General features: G+C 31.8%; 17 protein-coding genes. 5 read left to right on the forward strand and 12 right to left on the reverse strand.

Translation table 11 applies throughout. From position 1 onward, the window contains the following. Positions 1–377: 377 nt before the first annotated feature. Together CAB05_RS13180 and CAB05_RS13185 are read left to right on the forward strand one after the other, a co-directional pair. Positions 378–1,067 carry an MgtC/SapB family protein gene (locus tag CAB05_RS13180; protein WP_088000471.1) on the forward strand — a complete coding sequence of 230 codons (690 nt, stop codon included), beginning with the start codon at positions 378–380 and terminating at the stop codon, positions 1,065–1,067. A 63-nt stretch (positions 1,068–1,130) separates the two neighbouring features. After that, a complete protein-coding gene (locus CAB05_RS13185; RefSeq protein WP_158093266.1) occupies positions 1,131–2,123 on the forward strand; it encodes a potassium channel family protein in 993 nt (330 codons plus the stop codon). Positions 2,124–2,177: 54 nt separating this feature from the next. Here CAB05_RS13185 and CAB05_RS13190 read toward each other — a convergent pair whose 3' ends face one another. Next, the gene (locus CAB05_RS13190; protein ID WP_088000475.1) at positions 2,178–2,582 is read right to left on the reverse strand and encodes a YugN-like family protein; all 405 of its coding nucleotides are present in this window, start codon (positions 2,580–2,582) and stop codon (positions 2,178–2,180) included. Positions 2,583–2,729: 147 nt separating this feature from the next. Next, positions 2,730–4,082, reverse strand: a complete 1,353-nt coding sequence (locus CAB05_RS13195; RefSeq protein ID WP_088000477.1) for a glucose-6-phosphate isomerase — start codon at positions 4,080–4,082, stop codon at positions 2,730–2,732. A gap of 195 nt (positions 4,083–4,277) precedes the next feature. Here CAB05_RS13195 and CAB05_RS13200 point away from each other — a divergent pair, with 195 nt between their 5' ends. Further along, positions 4,278–4,511: a DUF378 domain-containing protein gene (locus CAB05_RS13200; protein ID WP_088000479.1), complete on the forward strand. Its 234-nt coding sequence runs from the start codon at positions 4,278–4,280 to the stop codon at positions 4,509–4,511. Between the two features lie 40 nt (positions 4,512–4,551). On the opposite strand, the gene CAB05_RS13205 is transcribed toward CAB05_RS13200, so the two are convergent. Next, complete coding sequence (locus tag CAB05_RS13205) at positions 4,552–4,938, reverse strand: CvfD/Ygs/GSP13 family RNA-binding post-transcriptional regulator (RefSeq protein WP_088000481.1); 387 nt, start codon at positions 4,936–4,938, stop codon at positions 4,552–4,554. A gap of 387 nt (positions 4,939–5,325) precedes the next feature. Here CAB05_RS13205 and CAB05_RS13210 point away from each other — a divergent pair, with 387 nt between their 5' ends. Further along, complete coding sequence (locus CAB05_RS13210; RefSeq protein WP_235821490.1) at positions 5,326–6,162, forward strand: alpha/beta fold hydrolase; 837 nt, start codon at positions 5,326–5,328, stop codon at positions 6,160–6,162. A 47-nt stretch (positions 6,163–6,209) separates the two neighbouring features. On the opposite strand, the gene CAB05_RS13215 is transcribed toward CAB05_RS13210, so the two are convergent. From CAB05_RS13215 to kapD, 6 genes are all read right to left on the reverse strand, one after another. Continuing rightward, complete coding sequence (locus CAB05_RS13215; protein WP_088000485.1) at positions 6,210–7,610, reverse strand: sensor histidine kinase; 1,401 nt, start codon at positions 7,608–7,610, stop codon at positions 6,210–6,212. Then, entirely contained in the window at positions 7,607–8,287 is a 681-nt protein-coding gene (locus CAB05_RS13220; protein ID WP_088000487.1) for a response regulator transcription factor, read from the reverse strand. The genes CAB05_RS13215 and CAB05_RS13220 overlap by 4 nt, the downstream gene beginning before the upstream one ends. Further along, the gene (locus CAB05_RS13225) at positions 8,284–9,270 is read right to left on the reverse strand and encodes a YncE family protein (protein WP_088000489.1); all 987 of its coding nucleotides are present in this window, start codon (positions 9,268–9,270) and stop codon (positions 8,284–8,286) included. The genes CAB05_RS13220 and CAB05_RS13225 overlap by 4 nt, the downstream gene beginning before the upstream one ends. 120 nt (positions 9,271–9,390) lie before the next feature. Further along, on the reverse strand, positions 9,391–10,137 hold the full coding sequence (locus tag CAB05_RS13230; protein WP_088000491.1) for a FixH family protein: 747 nt from the start codon (positions 10,135–10,137) through the stop codon (positions 9,391–9,393). A gap of 116 nt (positions 10,138–10,253) precedes the next feature. Further along, a complete protein-coding gene (locus tag CAB05_RS22305; protein ID WP_167374471.1) occupies positions 10,254–10,427 on the reverse strand; it encodes a hypothetical protein in 174 nt (57 codons plus the stop codon). Positions 10,428–10,523: 96 nt separating this feature from the next. Then, positions 10,524–11,144: a 3'-5' exonuclease KapD gene (gene kapD / locus CAB05_RS13235; RefSeq protein WP_088000493.1), complete on the reverse strand. Its 621-nt coding sequence runs from the start codon at positions 11,142–11,144 to the stop codon at positions 10,524–10,526. 240 nt (positions 11,145–11,384) lie between these two features. On the opposite strand from kapD, the gene CAB05_RS13240 reads away from it, so the two are divergent. Beyond that, entirely contained in the window at positions 11,385–13,256 is a 1,872-nt protein-coding gene (locus tag CAB05_RS13240; protein ID WP_088000495.1) for a transglycosylase domain-containing protein, read from the forward strand. A 105-nt stretch (positions 13,257–13,361) separates the two neighbouring features. On the opposite strand, the gene CAB05_RS13245 is transcribed toward CAB05_RS13240, so the two are convergent. The 3 genes from CAB05_RS13245 to CAB05_RS13255 all read right to left on the reverse strand — a co-directional run bounded on the left by CAB05_RS13245 (position 13,362) and on the right by CAB05_RS13255 (position 15,126). Further along, on the reverse strand, positions 13,362–13,919 hold the full coding sequence (locus CAB05_RS13245) for a DUF5366 family protein (RefSeq protein ID WP_088000497.1): 558 nt from the start codon (positions 13,917–13,919) through the stop codon (positions 13,362–13,364). A gap of 208 nt (positions 13,920–14,127) precedes the next feature. Continuing rightward, on the reverse strand, positions 14,128–14,502 hold the full coding sequence (locus tag CAB05_RS13250; RefSeq protein ID WP_217348569.1) for a PaaI family thioesterase: 375 nt from the start codon (positions 14,500–14,502) through the stop codon (positions 14,128–14,130). 162 nt (positions 14,503–14,664) lie between these two features. Continuing rightward, a complete protein-coding gene (locus CAB05_RS13255) occupies positions 14,665–15,126 on the reverse strand; it encodes an SRPBCC family protein (RefSeq protein ID WP_088000502.1) in 462 nt (153 codons plus the stop codon). Positions 15,127–15,135: the final 9 nt, after the last annotated feature.

The raw sequence follows: 15,135 nt of genomic DNA on the forward strand, positions 1-15,135 counted from the left end.
GTCCTGAGCCAGGATCAAACTCTCCATAATAGTTAAGTTTAAATCTTGTATTGCTCAAAAAACTAATAATTGACGTTTTACTTCATGTTTTGTTTAGTTTTCAAAGTTCACTTTGTCGCGTCATTGGCGACTTTCTTATATTAACATCTCTTTATTTGAGAGTCAACATTATTTTTGAAGTATTTTTTATAACTTCTTTTTTGTTAATTTGTCGCGTCAACTTGGCGACGTATATTAATATAACATCATGTTTTCTTCATGACAAGTCTTTTTTACTATTTTTTTTAAAAAAAGATAAAAAAATTTTCATTAAGAAAGGAAGAGTAATAAGAGATGTCGAATTACGCATAAACTATATAGAAAAAGGAGTTTTCATTATGGAGCTACACCCAGACATTTTAATTAAATTACTCATTTCAGCCATGTTAGGTTCCATTATCGGTCTAGAAAGAGAATTAAAAAGAAAACCACTTGGATTAAAGACATGTCTTGTTATTTCTATTATGAGCTGTCTTTTAACAATCGTATCAATAAGCTCAGCTTATAATTTTCCAAGTAGTGATTTTTTAAACATCACAATGGATCCATTACGATTACCTGCTCAAATTGTATCAGGGATTGGTTTTGTCGGTGCGGGAGTAATCTTGCGCAGAGGTAATGATACGATTGCAGGTTTAACGACAGCTGCAATGATTTGGGGTGCTTCCGGAATTGGAATTATCGTAGGAGCAGGTTTTTATTTAGAGGCCTTAGCTGGCGTAGGCTTACTTATTATAAGTGTCGAGTTGATTCCATATTTAATTAGTAAACTTGGACCAAAGCGATTAAAAGAACGAGATATCATTTTAAAGATGATAGTTAACGGGATAGAGAACATAAATACTGTAATTGATCAAATTAATGCACAAGAAATTACAGTGAAAAATATTAAAATTAAAGGATTAAGTAATGACGAACATTTTGTCCAAATGAAGCTTTTAGTTTTCAATAAACGAAGAACAACTGAAATTTATTATGATATAGAACAAATCGACAACGTTAGAGGAATTGAAATAGAAAGTATTTAATAGTGATAACTTACATTTAATTGGTAAAAATAAGTGTTACGAGATAGTGATGGAGGAATGCATTTGAAAGTATTTCGTAACACACCTACCTATTTTAAATCCTATACTCTTTTAAAAGTTACATTCATCCTAATTACACTGATCGTTGTTTTTGGTGTCATTATTCACTTTGCAGAACCATTTACTTTCCCAACGGTTTGGGATGGACTCTGGTGGTCACTAGTGACAACATTTACAGTTGGTTATGGTGATTATGTACCTTTCTCTCCTGTCGGTCGTTTTTTTGCGGTTGTCTTAATTCTACTTGGTACAGGACTAGGATCCTATTACATGATTTCTTTTTCCGCACAAGCATTTAGAAATCAGGATGCCGATTTTAAAGGAACACTTACATTTTCTAAAAAAAATCACATCATAATAGTTGGATGGAATGAACGCGTAAAAAATGTCATAAAACAATTACGCGAAACGTCAAACTCCACGCATATTGTACTAATCGATGAAAGTTTAGAATTATTACCGCCCGATTTAGAAAAAGTACATTTTGTAAAAGGAAGCGCAGCAAGCGACCAAATTTTAGAAAAAGCAAATATACGATCAGCACATACCATACTAATTACCGCTGATCAAAATAAAAATGAACATGATGCCGACATGCAAACGATCTTAACGATCATAGCAGCTAAAGGTGTGACATCATCAATAAATTGTATTGCTGAAATCCTAACAAAAAATCAAGTTATCAATGCATCTAGAGCTGGAGCAGATGAAATTATTGAGGTAAATTTATTAACATCATTTGTCATGGCAGGTTCAATCGTTCATAAAGGGTATTCAGATGTACTCCTTAAACTATCAAACCAACTTGAAAATTTTACTGTTAAAATGATTGAAGTAGATCGACACATGATTGGCCAATTCTTTTATGACGTTGTAATAGAAGAGATGAACAATAACAAAATTATTATCGGCGTTGTCAGAAATAAAAACACGATGATTAGACCTGATAATACGTTGAAGATTGAAGAAAACGATTTACTTATTTCTCTAGTTTGAATTACATATATATACAAAAAAGAGCCATTTCACCTAAGGATGGCTCTTTTTTACTTAAGTTAAGTAAGATTCAACTAATTTGAGAATTTCTCTACCCTTTTTTTGATACTTTCCTGGTACATTTGCATCTGCCTCAATTGGCTCCTGGAACTGATTGATCGAAGCTGTTGCATTTCCTTCAAGCCCAATGTTATCATCTAAACCTTTATTATAAACATGGGTTAATAAGTAAGGTGTTTTAAATTGAATAACAGCACCATCCATATCTAATGATCCAGATGATACTTTAAAAGGTAAACGCAAATATTGATAACCATGATCATTTGCCATTAACAAATCAAAACTACCATGATCGAAATCCCAATTAGGTCCAATAACAAACCCGTGACTTTTTAGTTTTTCTTCAATATGGTTCAGTACAAATGTTTGATTTTCTATCTTTGATTCTAAAGGATACATTCTTTTTCTCCTCCTTTTTATAGATAGTATTTTCCAATAACGAAAAAACATGAACGTTAAATTAAAGCAAATTTTGAATAACTTATCACTTTTAGTAAGAAGAAAAAAAAAACCGCTGTTAAAAAATTAACAACGGTTTCTTCTATATTATTTCAAACGCTCTTCTAATTGCATTTTTAATTCTTCAAATCCAGGCTTACCTAAAAGTGCAAACATGTTTTTCTTATATGCTTCTACACCTGGTTGATCAAAAGGATTCACACCTAACAAGTAACCGCTCATAGCACACGCTAATTCAAAGAAATAAACCGTATAACCAAAAGTATACTCGTCTAATTTAGGTAAATTGACAACTAAACTTGGTACACCACCATCTGCATGCGCTAAAATTGTGCCTTCAAAAGCTTTTTTGTTAACGAAGTCCACAGACTTACCTGCCAGATAGTTTAAACCATCTGAATCGTTATCTTCAAGTTCAATCGTTAATTCATGACGAGCATTTTCAACATTAATGACTGTTTCAAACAAGTCACGACGACCTTCTTGAATATATTGTCCTAAAGAATGTAAATCAGTTGAGAAGTTTGCTGAAGATGGGAAAATTCCTTTTTGATCTTTTCCTTCACTTTCTCCAAACAGCTGCTTCCACCATTCACCAAAATATTGAAGTGAAGGCTCATAATTCACAAGCATCTCAATTGTTTTACCTTTGCTATATAAAACATTACGTACTACCGCATATTGATACGCTTGATTATCTTCTAACTCAGAAGAATTATATTCATTTAGTGCACTTTGAGCACCTTTCATCATTTGTTCAATATCTAATCCAGCTGCAGCAATTGGTAATAGTCCTACTGCTGTTAAAACAGAATATCTTCCGCCAACATCATCAGGAATTACAAATGTTTCATATCCTTTTTCATCTGCTACTGTTTTTAATGCACCTCTAGCTTTATCTGTTGTTGCATAAATACGAGCTTTTGCTTCTTCTGCTCCATATTTTTCTTCTAATAATTTTCTAAAGATACGGAATGCAATTGCAGGCTCAGTAGTTGTTCCTGACTTAGATATAACATTAATCGAAAAGTCTTTGTCTTTTAACAGTTCAATTAGATCATGCATGTATGTAGAACTAATATTATTACCAACGAAGAACACTTGTGGAGCTTTTCTTTCTTCCTTCGATGTTATATTGAAAAATGAATTTTGAAGCATTTCAATTGCAGCTCGAGCCCCTAAATAAGACCCACCGATTCCAATGACTAAAAGTACGTCTGAATCTGATTTAATTTTATTCGCAGCTTTTTGAATACGAGAAAATTCATCTTGATCATATTCATTCGGTAAGTCTACCCAACCTAAGTAGTCATTACCAGCACCTGTTTTTTCATGAATCGTATGATGAAATAATTTTACTGCATCTCTTAAATATGTAAGTTCATGTTCTTGAAAAAATGATTTCGCTTTTGAATAATCAAATTTGATATGAGAAGTCATTTGAAACCTCCTAAAATAATTTATACTTTACAATGTACCGAAATATAATATCCAAAGCAAGTATCTACACTTAAATATTTGTGAATTTTTTAACATTCACTCATTCGTATTGCAAATTATTTTTTGTTCATTACATAATCTCAAAAAAATGAGAGAAAATATGTTAGAAGGTAATGAAAAAGGAGGTAAACTTTAATGAGTACTCTACAACGTATTGCACTTATCTTCACAATTATTGGAGCAATAAATTGGGGGTTAATTGGTTTTTTCCAATTTGACTTAGTTGCAGCTATATTTGGCGGAGCAGATTCTGCCTTTGCTCGAATAATATACGGTATCGTTGGTATTTCAGGTTTAATTAACCTTGGCTTGTTATTTAAACCTTCTGAAGAGCTAGGTACACATCCTGAAACTAACGATGTTAGATAATACATTTATAAATTAAAAAGGAAGGGAAACCCCTTCCTTTTTAATTTGTCATATTCTCTTTTTTCATTTCAACATGGATCCATTCATTTAACTTTTTGTGCAATGTACTAAACCCATCTGGTTTTAATTCTCTTAACAGCCTTGCCGCATGTTTTAAATTCTCATCACCATTTATTCCTTGATCAAGACTTGCTCCTTTTAAAGATAAACTAATTTTCCCGGTCATCTCGTCAATAGACAGTACACGTACATTCACTGTTTGCCCGACAGAGATATAATCTCGAATATCACGAACATAGCCATTAATAATTTCGGATATATGGACTAGTCCTTGTGTTTGGTGATCAAGTGAGATAAAGGCACCATACGTCTGAATTCCAGTTACTTTTCCAGTGTAGACTTTCCCAATATTGTAGTTTTGTGCCATTAAAAACACTCCTATTTTCGTTCAATCCAAATAAATTTTAGCACACACAGTCCAACTTTTAAAGCAACTACATAAACACTTCATGGCACTTTTCTAATAAATTTGTTATTTACCCTTATTGTATTATAGTCATTTTAAAGGTTGGGCTATATCTATTATTTAAAAATTTCCTTCTTTATTTAGAATTGACGAAAAACTAAAAAAATAAAAGCGCTGTATATAGGAACATTTTGATAAATCTTTTATTCAAGTACCATTTTCTTTTAAGGTAAGTACTCGTTGAAAAGACTCACCTAAGATCCAATAAAAAGAATCTCATTTTAAAAAAAGCATTTTCTCCTTTCATTTGGACATAATAATCCAAAATCTAAGAAAGGAGTTTTGATGTTGAGTCATTCTGAAACAATCCAATCTACTTATAAAGTCTTTGGGCTGGATGTCTATTATGAACTTTATGGGTATCAAAATATCGATAAGAAAGATTCTAAGGTATTCGTATGTATCCATGGGTTTTTATCATCATGTTTTAGCTTCCGCAGACTGATACCTTTTATCGCAAAGGACCATATTGTACTCGTTATTGATTTACCTCCGTTTGGTAAAAGTGGAAAGCACCTTAACTTTACTTACTCCTACGATAATTTTGCCAATGTGGTTATTTCACTTGTAGATCATCTTAAGCTAGATAAAGTTAACTTAGTAGGACATTCTATGGGTGGACAAATATGCCTTTATGTTGCTAAGAAGAAACCTGAATTTGTAAATAAAGTCATTTTACTTTGTAGCTCGGGGTATTTAGGTAAAGCAAACCCTCATTTAATACTTTCATCTTATTTTCCTTTTTTCCATCTATACGTAAAGAGAACAATTACCAAGCAAGGAATTATGAATTCACTAAACTCAGTTGTTCATAATCAAAATTTAATTGATGAAGAAATGATAAACGGCTACAAAGAACCTTTTTTACAAGATGAAATTTTTAGAGCACTAACGAAAATGATACGGGATCGTGAAGGAGACTTAAGTCCAACTGATTTGCAAAACATCTCAGTTCCAACTCTTCTAATTTGGGGAGAAAAAGATAAGGTTGTACCGCTTGAAATCGGAAAAAGACTACATCAAGATTTAAAACAATCTATTTTAGTCACTTATCCAGAAGCTGGTCACTTAATTCCAGAAGAAATTCCGGAGCATATTTATGATCGAATCGCTAATTTTGTTTAATATATTTAAACAAAAAACAAACCTGAAGCTAATTTGCTCAGGTTTGTTTATATTTCAAATAACGGTAAAGAGACAATTGTTTTTAATCCTTGACCCTCAATATTCTTAAAAGTGATGTTCCCATTATGTTGTTCAATGATTTGCTTAACAATCGCTAGTCCAAGGCCTGTTCCACCTTCATTTCTGGATCTTGCTTTATCTACTCTATAAAATCTTTCACCTAAGTGAGAAATTTCCTTTTCTGGAACACCTTTACCTTCATCTACAATTTCAAGTACAACTTTTTTACTTTGACTTAATGTAATCGTAATTGATTTACCTGAAGGTGTATAACGAATTGAATTATCTAGTAAATTGTGAATAACCTGTTGAAAACGATCCGGGTCAACACTCGCAATAATTGATTCATCTAAATGTTTATACACAATTATGTTTTTATCTTTCAGTATCTGTGTATAAGTTTCGAGTGTATCTTCAATTAATTGGGTAAGTACATTCGGCTCTTGTCTTAAAGGAATATTTTGACCATCTAAAGTTGCTAAATCTAGTAAGTCACGAACGAGTCTTTGCATGCGGCCCGCTTCCTTTTGAATGATGCCTACATATTTCATTTGCTGTTCAGGTTTCACTACTCCATCTAGAATCGCTTCACTATAGCCCTTAACATAACTTAGCGGAGTTCTTAATTCATGAGACACGTTTGCTAAAAATTCTTTTCTATTTTCATCTTCTTTTTGTAAGGATTCTGACATTGAATTAAATGCGATCGCTAGTTTACCAACTTCATCCCCGCTATCATGCTGTATTCGTTCAGTATAATTACCGTTTGCCATTTTATATGAAATTTGTTCCATACGTGACAATGGCTTAATCATTTGTTGAATAATTCTCCTGCCTATGATTAGTATAATTACTGCAAATAAAAGTGCACTCACAAAAAAGATCCATTTCGATTGCTGAATTAAATCGGTAATACTTCTTAAAGGCAAATGTAAGTAGATAATTCCTTCAAGCTTTTCTTTTTTCACAACAGGCACAACAACTCCAATAATTTGGCGTTTAAATCTTTCTTCAAAACCTGTTTTTGTAATAACTTTCCCTTGTAACAATGTTTCTCTGTCATCTTCAGTAATAAATGATTGGTGACTTACATTATAAGGAATACATGCACTTAAATCTCGAGGATTACTTACATATAATACATTCGCATTTGACACCTTATCGAATTCTGATACAAATCTCTTAAAATCTTTTATATTACTCTCGTGATAGTGCTTTACTATATTTTTACCTTCTTGAATCAATGTAGATCTTACATATGAAACGTATAATTGTTTATATGCATATTGAAACAATAGAAAAAAGAAAATTGTTGTGCAAATGACGATTATACAAATTGTTAACCATAGCTTTTGTAAAAATGAAAATGAATATATGATGTTTTTCATCCATTCATCCCAAACTTATACCCTACACCCCAAACAGTAGAAATATAATCCGCATCTTGTCCAAGTTTAATTCTTAAAGTTTTAATATGAGTATCAACCGTTCGAGCAGTTCCAAAATAGTCGATTCCCCACACCTTCTCTAAAATCTGTTCACGACTGAAAACATAATCTTGATGTTTACTAAAAAAAAGCAGTAAATCATATTCCTTTAAGGTAAGTGATAGTTCTTTGTTAGTGACAAAAACACTTCTAGCTTTTTCGTTAATCTCTATGTTTCCTATTTTTAATAAAGTCGAACTTCCGTCATGATTCTTTGTTCTTCTAAGAACGGCGTCTACTCTTGCAATTAACTCTCCTGGACTAAATGGCTTTACAATATAATCATCTGCTCCCATTTTTAATCCATTCACTTTATCCCATTCTTCCCCTTTTGCAGTTAAAAAAATGACTGGGACTTCCCGTGTTTCTCTTATTTTCTTACAAAGAGTCCAACCATCCATAATAGGCATCATAATATCTAATATTAATAGTTCATAATTATATTGATTGATTAATTTTAATGCATCTTCTCCATTGTTTGCCTGGTGCCAACTATACCCATTATTCTCTAAATACATTCCAACTAATTGGCAAATTTCTTGTTCATCATCTACGATTAATATTTTTCTTTCATTCATTGATGATTACCCTCTCTTAATAATAATTGAAAAGGCCCTCTTCCCACTGCGGCTTCTTTAGTGATCTTCATTGTTGAAGTATTTATTTCATACAATTTGTTTAAATCATAACTCGCCACGTAAGCTGTATGTTGGTACCCGATTGCTGAATATGGATTAGAACCTACTTCTAGAAATTCTTTCTGATTTGTCATGTTCGGATTTAACTTATAAATTTGATTCGTTCCGTGAGCAATTGTAAATACCCCATCATTATTTTGAAAGAATGAAATCGGCATTAATGGTGTATGAAGAGCTTTTATAAACTCACCACTGACAGTAGAAAAAATTCTCACATCTTCGTTTTCAACTTCACCATTTCCATGTCCCCCAATATAAAGCTCAGAAGAATCCTCATTTAAATATAATCCATTTGACGTTAATGGCACTTCGATTGTTTGATCTATTTTTAAGCTATCTAGATTTATTCCTACTACTCTTTTTTCATTAAATAAACTCACAAATAGCTTATTATGAACTGGATCTTCAATCATTGAAGTAGGATTATTACCTACTTTTAGTTTTTTTACTACTTTTCCTTTTTGGCTAAAAAACGTAATTGTATTTTCTTCTCCATTAGAAACCGCAACCATCTTTTTACTATTTAAAGAAAGCATATTCGTAATCCCTTTTTCACTTTGCCAACTATTCATTTTCTCCCCGGATGAAAGTTGATATGAATCAATAATTGGATCTTCAGGATGGAAAACAGCAATTACCTTTCCATTATTAAGTAAGGCTGCTCCACTTACATCTCTATTTAAATTCCAATCAGTTATCTTTTTTAAGTTTATTTGATTTAGAAATGTTAAACTTCCTACTTTTTTATTTACTGAGATAATTAAGTCCTTCTTTTCACTAATCGCATCTAATTTATGATTCATGCAGCTCGACAGCACGAAGCTACAAAATAGTCCAATCATACAGATCCATACTTTCTTCAAGCCCATCACCACCATTACTTAACCTTATATCAACTTAAGCTTATATCATTTAACAGTCTATCTAAAAAAGAAGCTATCCTTATTGAATTCTATAATTAAAGGATAGCATTAGTATTTTATTTAGTTAACAATTACTTCTTTTTGAATATGATCGTGTAGTTCACCTTTTTCAACATGGACTTTCATAAAGTTCTTTCCGTTCGTCTTAAACGTATATTGCACTTCGTATTCACCCGGTGATACTTCTTTTGCATCAGTGTAATCATGTTTACCCTTTGCGTCTTTCCATGTTTCAATACGCACATTTGCTTTGTCTAATGCTTCACCTTCATCCGTTTGAATGTGAATTGTATATTTATTTTCTTTATTTACTTGAATCTTTTCTGTTCCCATTAAATGAATCATGATTTCGCCGTGATGATGCCCTTCTGTATGAACACTATGGTCATCTTTTGTACTACTTTTATCATTAGAAGCTGTAGCATCTGTTACTTTAAAGTCTTTTTTAGGCATTGAATGTTGATCCCTTGCAGTAATATGAGCAACAACATAAAAATCACCTGGCTCAGTAAATTTATATTTAGCTGAGTAAATGCCATCAGCACCATTTTCTGCTTCAAGCATTGCTAAACTATCTTCGCCTTGCTTACCAATTTCGAATTGAACTTCGTCTGCATCTGAAACAACTTTTTTATTTTGTGTAACTTCTGCTCGGAACGTGATCTCTTTATTAACATTTATATCAGCTGTTGGTAAAAGAATAGAAACATCTAATGGTTTTTCAACTTCTTGCTCTTTTTCTTTCCCATTTGAGCAGCCTACTGTAATCATCATACATGCAATTAATACACTAAGTACTTTTTTCATATGTATTGCCTCCTAAATTTCTTCCATAAAAAGATTAACAGATAAATGTGATGAAAATGTGATATATCATTCAAAAAAAAGAGACCTTATATAGTAAGTCTCCATTTTAAAAGAATTTATTCGTTTGACTTGTTTTTTTCATCAATTTCCATTAATCGTTTCTCTTCTTTTAAAGATGCTCTTTTAATTAAATAAAAAGTTGCAAAGGCACCAATCATAAAAATAATTAGAGAAATAACAGCAGGTATATACTCTGTTTTATCCTCCGGAAAATATAAGAATTCCATCATAGCTATATCACTCCCACTGCCAATTATACTTATTTATGGTACATAAGCATAGTAATAACCAAAATAAAAACCAATTGATTGATTTTCAATTGGTTTTTAATAAGAAGATATTCTTTTTTTAAATGAAGAAAAATCAACGATATCACCAATAGTAGCTGGTGCGGGCTTCTTCATATATTGTTTATCTTTTTCTACTAATTTAAAAATATGATAAGTTGTTAGTGCGTCATCTAATGCTTTATGATGATTCCCTGTTCCATCTTTCCCGTATTCTTTCATAGCATTCCATAATCCTGTTTGATTTTGATTGCCAAAAAAGGTCTTATACTCTAGACAAAGGTCTCTTACTTCCCCTTTAATTGGAAATGGAATATTAGCAGCATCACAGTTATGTTTTAGTACTCTCATATCCATATTTCCCCAAGTAATAACGGTCGTATTGTACCTACTAGTTGCATCATTTAGTTTTTCTGCAAGCTCCTTAAGCTGGATGCCTTGATCAACATTTTTCTGTGAAATATTTAAAAATCTTTTACATCTTGAGGATAAGGTCGGAAATTGAATTGGTTTCACAAATGAGGAATAGGTCTGGTTGATTTCTTCATTAACGACACTTACAAAACCTACTTCAATAATTTCAGGATAAAATTTAATTCCCTTCGATCGACCATCTGGCATTGTAAATTCAAAATCAATAAACAAGAACTGCTCTTTCATTTCCTCACCTCCTGAAAAAATAAATATTTTCTGATTTTTTACTATTGTCTTATATGATAAGTGATTATTCAAGTATGATATCTATTTTTCATAATATTTGCTTATTAAATTAATATATCAGCATTGTGTAAAAAATAACAAAGAGTGACCAACTAAATGAAATTTCATGTTAAAATAATATACGTTCGTTTAAATAGTATTTAACGAATTAAAAAATACGAAAGTATATAGAGGGCTATTATGAGAAAAATTATTGGTTTTATCTTTATTATAATAAGCTTTCTTGTCTTTTATTTCACATCTGAGAAAGCCTTGTTTGCATACGAGAACTCCAAAAATATTCCTAAGAAAACAGTTGAAGAACTGCCAGTCATTTCACTGTCGCAAAATAGTATTTTTTACGACCGAAATAACAAACCTTTTTACATTCCAGGTTCTGGTGAGAATAGAATTAATTTAAAAAGTAGTGAAATTCCTCAACTTGTTAAAGATATTTTTATTTCAACAGAAGATCGATACTTTTATTCTCACAAAGGGGTAGATCTTTTTGGTGTCGCAAGGGCAATGATGGTAAATGTCTCAAATAGTGGAATAGAACAAGGAGCTAGTACAATTACACAGCAGCTTGCTCGTAATCTATATTTAACACATGAACGATCAGTTGAACGAAAAGTAAAAGAAATTGAAATTTCACTTCAACTAGAAAAGCAATTTTCTAAAGATCAAATATTAACGATGTACATTAATACAATTTACTTTGCAAACCGCAACTATGGAATTGAAGCAGCAAGTAAAGCATATTTCAGTAAATCAGTTAAAGATTTAAGCTTGGCTCAAACTGCTTTTGTTTGTACAATTCCGAATAACCCAACTCTGTATGATCCATTTAAAAATTTTGATCATTCAAAGAAACGTCAGGAAAGAATTCTTGGTATTTTAAAAGAACAAGGAATTATAACAGCTAAGCAATATGACGTAGCAATTAAAGAAAAAATTAAGTTAAAAACTGATAGTAGAGTACAAGAATACCCAGATTATTATTCATATGTAGATTATGAATTAAAGAAAATACTTTCTGGACGAAAAGGTAAATTCCTAACTTCTAAATTAACAAATGCACAACAAGCAGAATTAAGAAAACTTAAGACCGTTGATGAAAGAGTCACTTATTTACAAAACCAAGGGTTAAGTATTTTTACTAGCTTAAATCCATATGTACAAGAAGCGACTGTCAAAGCTGTAAACCAAGGTACCTTATCTACTAATACTGATGGAGCAGCAGTCGTAATAAGAAATAATAGTCATGAAATTATAGCCCTTTCTGGTGGTAGAAACTATGAATCTCAAAATCTAAATAGAGCGTATCAGGATTTTAGACAACCAGGTTCTACGATCAAACCATTACTTGTGTATGCACCTTATATTGACTATCTAGGCGCAACACCAGATACAAAAGTAAGTGCTGATGAATATTGTAAAGGGACTTATTGTCCGAAGAATGATAGCGGAAAAGAATATGGGGATGTTTCTTTACGAACTGCAATGCAGAATTCATATAATACAGCAGCAGTTCGATTATATGAACAGCTTACACCAGGTGTTGCTTATCGTTATTTAGACAAATATAAATTTGAAAAAATATCAGCTAAAGACCGATACGAGTATGGCCGTGCTCTTGGTGGATACGATATTGGTATGTCTCCACTAGAAATGACAAGTGCTTATACAACATTCGGTAATGATGGCGTATATTATGAAAATAGTGCTATTCAAAGGATTACATTGAGAGATGGTACAGTTGTTTATGAAAATAATCCGTCCTCTGTCAGAGTGTATAGTTCAAATACAACGAACACGATGAGAAGTATGTTACACTCTGTCGTTCAAAACGGTACTGCACGTCGTATTAATATGCCTTTAGATTATATTGGTGGGAAAACTGGTACGACAAATGATAATACGAATTTATGGTTTATGGGATTAACTTCAAATTATACAATTGGAACTTGGATTGGGAATAAACGTCCAAACCAGCCAATCCCTAAAAATTACACTGTTCCACCTCCACAAATTATTTGGAGAGACATTGTACAAGATACAAACTTAAAATAAGTCACAAAAAAAGTAGCACTTTTGACGAATATCAAAAGTGCTACTTTTTTATTTAGGCTCTTTTCAAAAGCATCCTGGAGTTGTAATCAACTAACGCTTTCTTTTTTAGAATGGTAATGCAGTGATAAATTCAGCAAATAATGTAAAGTAAGCATATATTACGCCACTTCCTATTACCGACCAAATCGCTAATTGAAAAACGATAAAACCAATCATACCAAGCACTGTAAAGTTAACAGACTGCTTAATAAGAAATAAGATAATAAACGCAATAATCGTTACAAGAAGAACAATTGCAATATACAATATTGAGCTATTTAAGAAAACTGCTAATAGTCCACCTAAAATAAATACATATGAGAATTTTTTACTTGCCAATAAGTCTATACCCTCACGATCCTTTGAGAAGAAAAGTAAGGCAAACTGCCAAAATAAATCAGTAAGTAATTTTAACCCACATAAAACTAAAAAGATAATAAATGAAATACCTAAAAATGTTAATATTCTAATTTCCTTTTCAGGCATAATATCAGTAAGTGGTTGAAGAATACCTGATACTGATAAAAAGTTTATAGTCAATTGGAATAAATTCAATGTAATGGCGACTGTAAACAAAATAATAGATAAAAACGCAAAGTAACTTGTGTAATAAATATTTTTCATTAAATGTCTCCTTTCTTATCTACAAAGGAAATATCCCTTTTGTAGAGGATGTCTCGCGTTACTTATGAAACCTTTTATACACAACAGTAATTATTTTACCATAAGTTTATAGAAATTTAGACTTGTTTATTATATTTCTTTATTCTAAAAAGTATAAAAAAGAAAAAGGATGCTATTTCACATCTTGTGAAAAGCATCCTTTCGTTTACTATTTACGCTTATCTTTAATAGCAACTGTACATCTAGAGATACAGATTAAGTGCTCGTCTTCATCGTAGATTTTAATATCCCAAACCATTGTTGTTTTTCCTGTATGTACGGCAGTACCAACCGCAGTGACAAATCCATCACGTACTGAACGCAAATGATTTGCATTGATTTCAAGTCCAAATGCTAATTGATTTTCTTGATCAATCATAGAGAATGTACCAACACTAGCAACTGATTCTGCTAATGCCACTGATGCCCCACCATGTAAGTAACCAAATGGCTGATGTACATTTTCTGTTACTTCCATCTTCATGACAACTTTACCTTCTTCTACTGATTCAATCGACATGCCTAATGCCTTCATTAAAGTCATTTTGTCTTCCATTACTTCTCCGCCTCTCATGTTCCCACTCCTATCATACTGCTCTTTCTCTCTTATTAAAAATATTTCACATACAATAAATTCTACAAATAAACTTTATTTCCTTTACATTATAAATCCCTCTAACTCTTTACAGTTAGAGGGAATACTTATTTAATACACACCGTCAAATCTTTTTTCAGCGTATGCCTTTAAATCATTCATTTGTTTTGTTAGGATTCGCTTTGTAAACCAGCTAAAAAGAAATCCCATCATCTTTGCCATAGATGAGAACATTTCAACCTTGCACTCATAATCTAAGCGGGTTTGATTTGTTTCAACAGAAGTAAATCGATAATAAACATCTACCTGAAATGATGAGTGCTTTAAACGAATTCCAAGCTCTTTTGGTCGGTTATACGAAAGGACTTCTCCTTCGTATTCTTGAATTTTCCCACCTTCTTTTAAACGTTGTTTAAACTTTTTACCAACAGGATTTTCATAATCGAAATTCTCTTCGTGGATATTTTCCACAAAGCCTTCCATCCAATTTTTAATATGTTCGTCAGAATTCACTACTTCAAAAACAGTATTGATTGGTGCATTAATTACTAGGCTATAAACTGTTTTTTTCATAATTCATCA

This window comes from Gottfriedia solisilvae, assembly GCF_002128405.1.
In the GTDB taxonomy this organism is placed as follows: Bacteria; Bacillota; Bacilli; order Bacillales; family Bacillaceae_G; genus Gottfriedia; species Gottfriedia solisilvae.

Bases quoted from the DNA above. Each gene is read 5' to 3' on its own strand.
- CAB05_RS13190 (WP_088000475.1), bottom strand. From the start codon at position 2,582: ATGTATCCTTTAGAATCAAAGATAGAAAATCAAACATTTGTACTGAAC.
- CAB05_RS13180 (WP_088000471.1), top strand. From the start codon at position 378: ATGGAGCTACACCCAGACATTTTAATTAAATTACTCATTTCAGCCATG.
- CAB05_RS13240 (WP_088000495.1), top strand. From the start codon at position 11,385: ATGAGAAAAATTATTGGTTTTATCTTTATTATAATAAGCTTTCTTGTC.
- CAB05_RS13230 (WP_088000491.1), bottom strand. From the start codon at position 10,137: ATGAAAAAAGTACTTAGTGTATTAATTGCATGTATGATGATTACAGTA.
- CAB05_RS13205 (WP_088000481.1), bottom strand. From the start codon at position 4,938: ATGGCACAAAACTACAATATTGGGAAAGTCTACACTGGAAAAGTAACT.
- CAB05_RS22305 (WP_167374471.1), bottom strand. From the start codon at position 10,427: ATGATGGAATTCTTATATTTTCCGGAGGATAAAACAGAGTATATACCT.
- CAB05_RS13245 (WP_088000497.1), bottom strand. From the start codon at position 13,919: ATGAAAAATATTTATTACACAAGTTACTTTGCGTTTTTATCTATTATT.
- CAB05_RS13195 (WP_088000477.1), bottom strand. From the start codon at position 4,082: ATGACTTCTCATATCAAATTTGATTATTCAAAAGCGAAATCATTTTTT.
- CAB05_RS13250 (WP_217348569.1), bottom strand. From the start codon at position 14,502: ATGACTTTAATGAAGGCATTAGGCATGTCGATTGAATCAGTAGAAGAA.
- kapD (WP_088000493.1), bottom strand. From the start codon at position 11,144: ATGAAAGAGCAGTTCTTGTTTATTGATTTTGAATTTACAATGCCAGAT.
- CAB05_RS13255 (WP_088000502.1), bottom strand. From the start codon at position 15,126: ATGAAAAAAACAGTTTATAGCCTAGTAATTAATGCACCAATCAATACT.
- CAB05_RS13200 (WP_088000479.1), top strand. From the start codon at position 4,278: ATGAGTACTCTACAACGTATTGCACTTATCTTCACAATTATTGGAGCA.
- CAB05_RS13215 (WP_088000485.1), bottom strand. From the start codon at position 7,610: ATGAAAAACATCATATATTCATTTTCATTTTTACAAAAGCTATGGTTA.
- CAB05_RS13220 (WP_088000487.1), bottom strand. From the start codon at position 8,287: ATGAATGAAAGAAAAATATTAATCGTAGATGATGAACAAGAAATTTGC.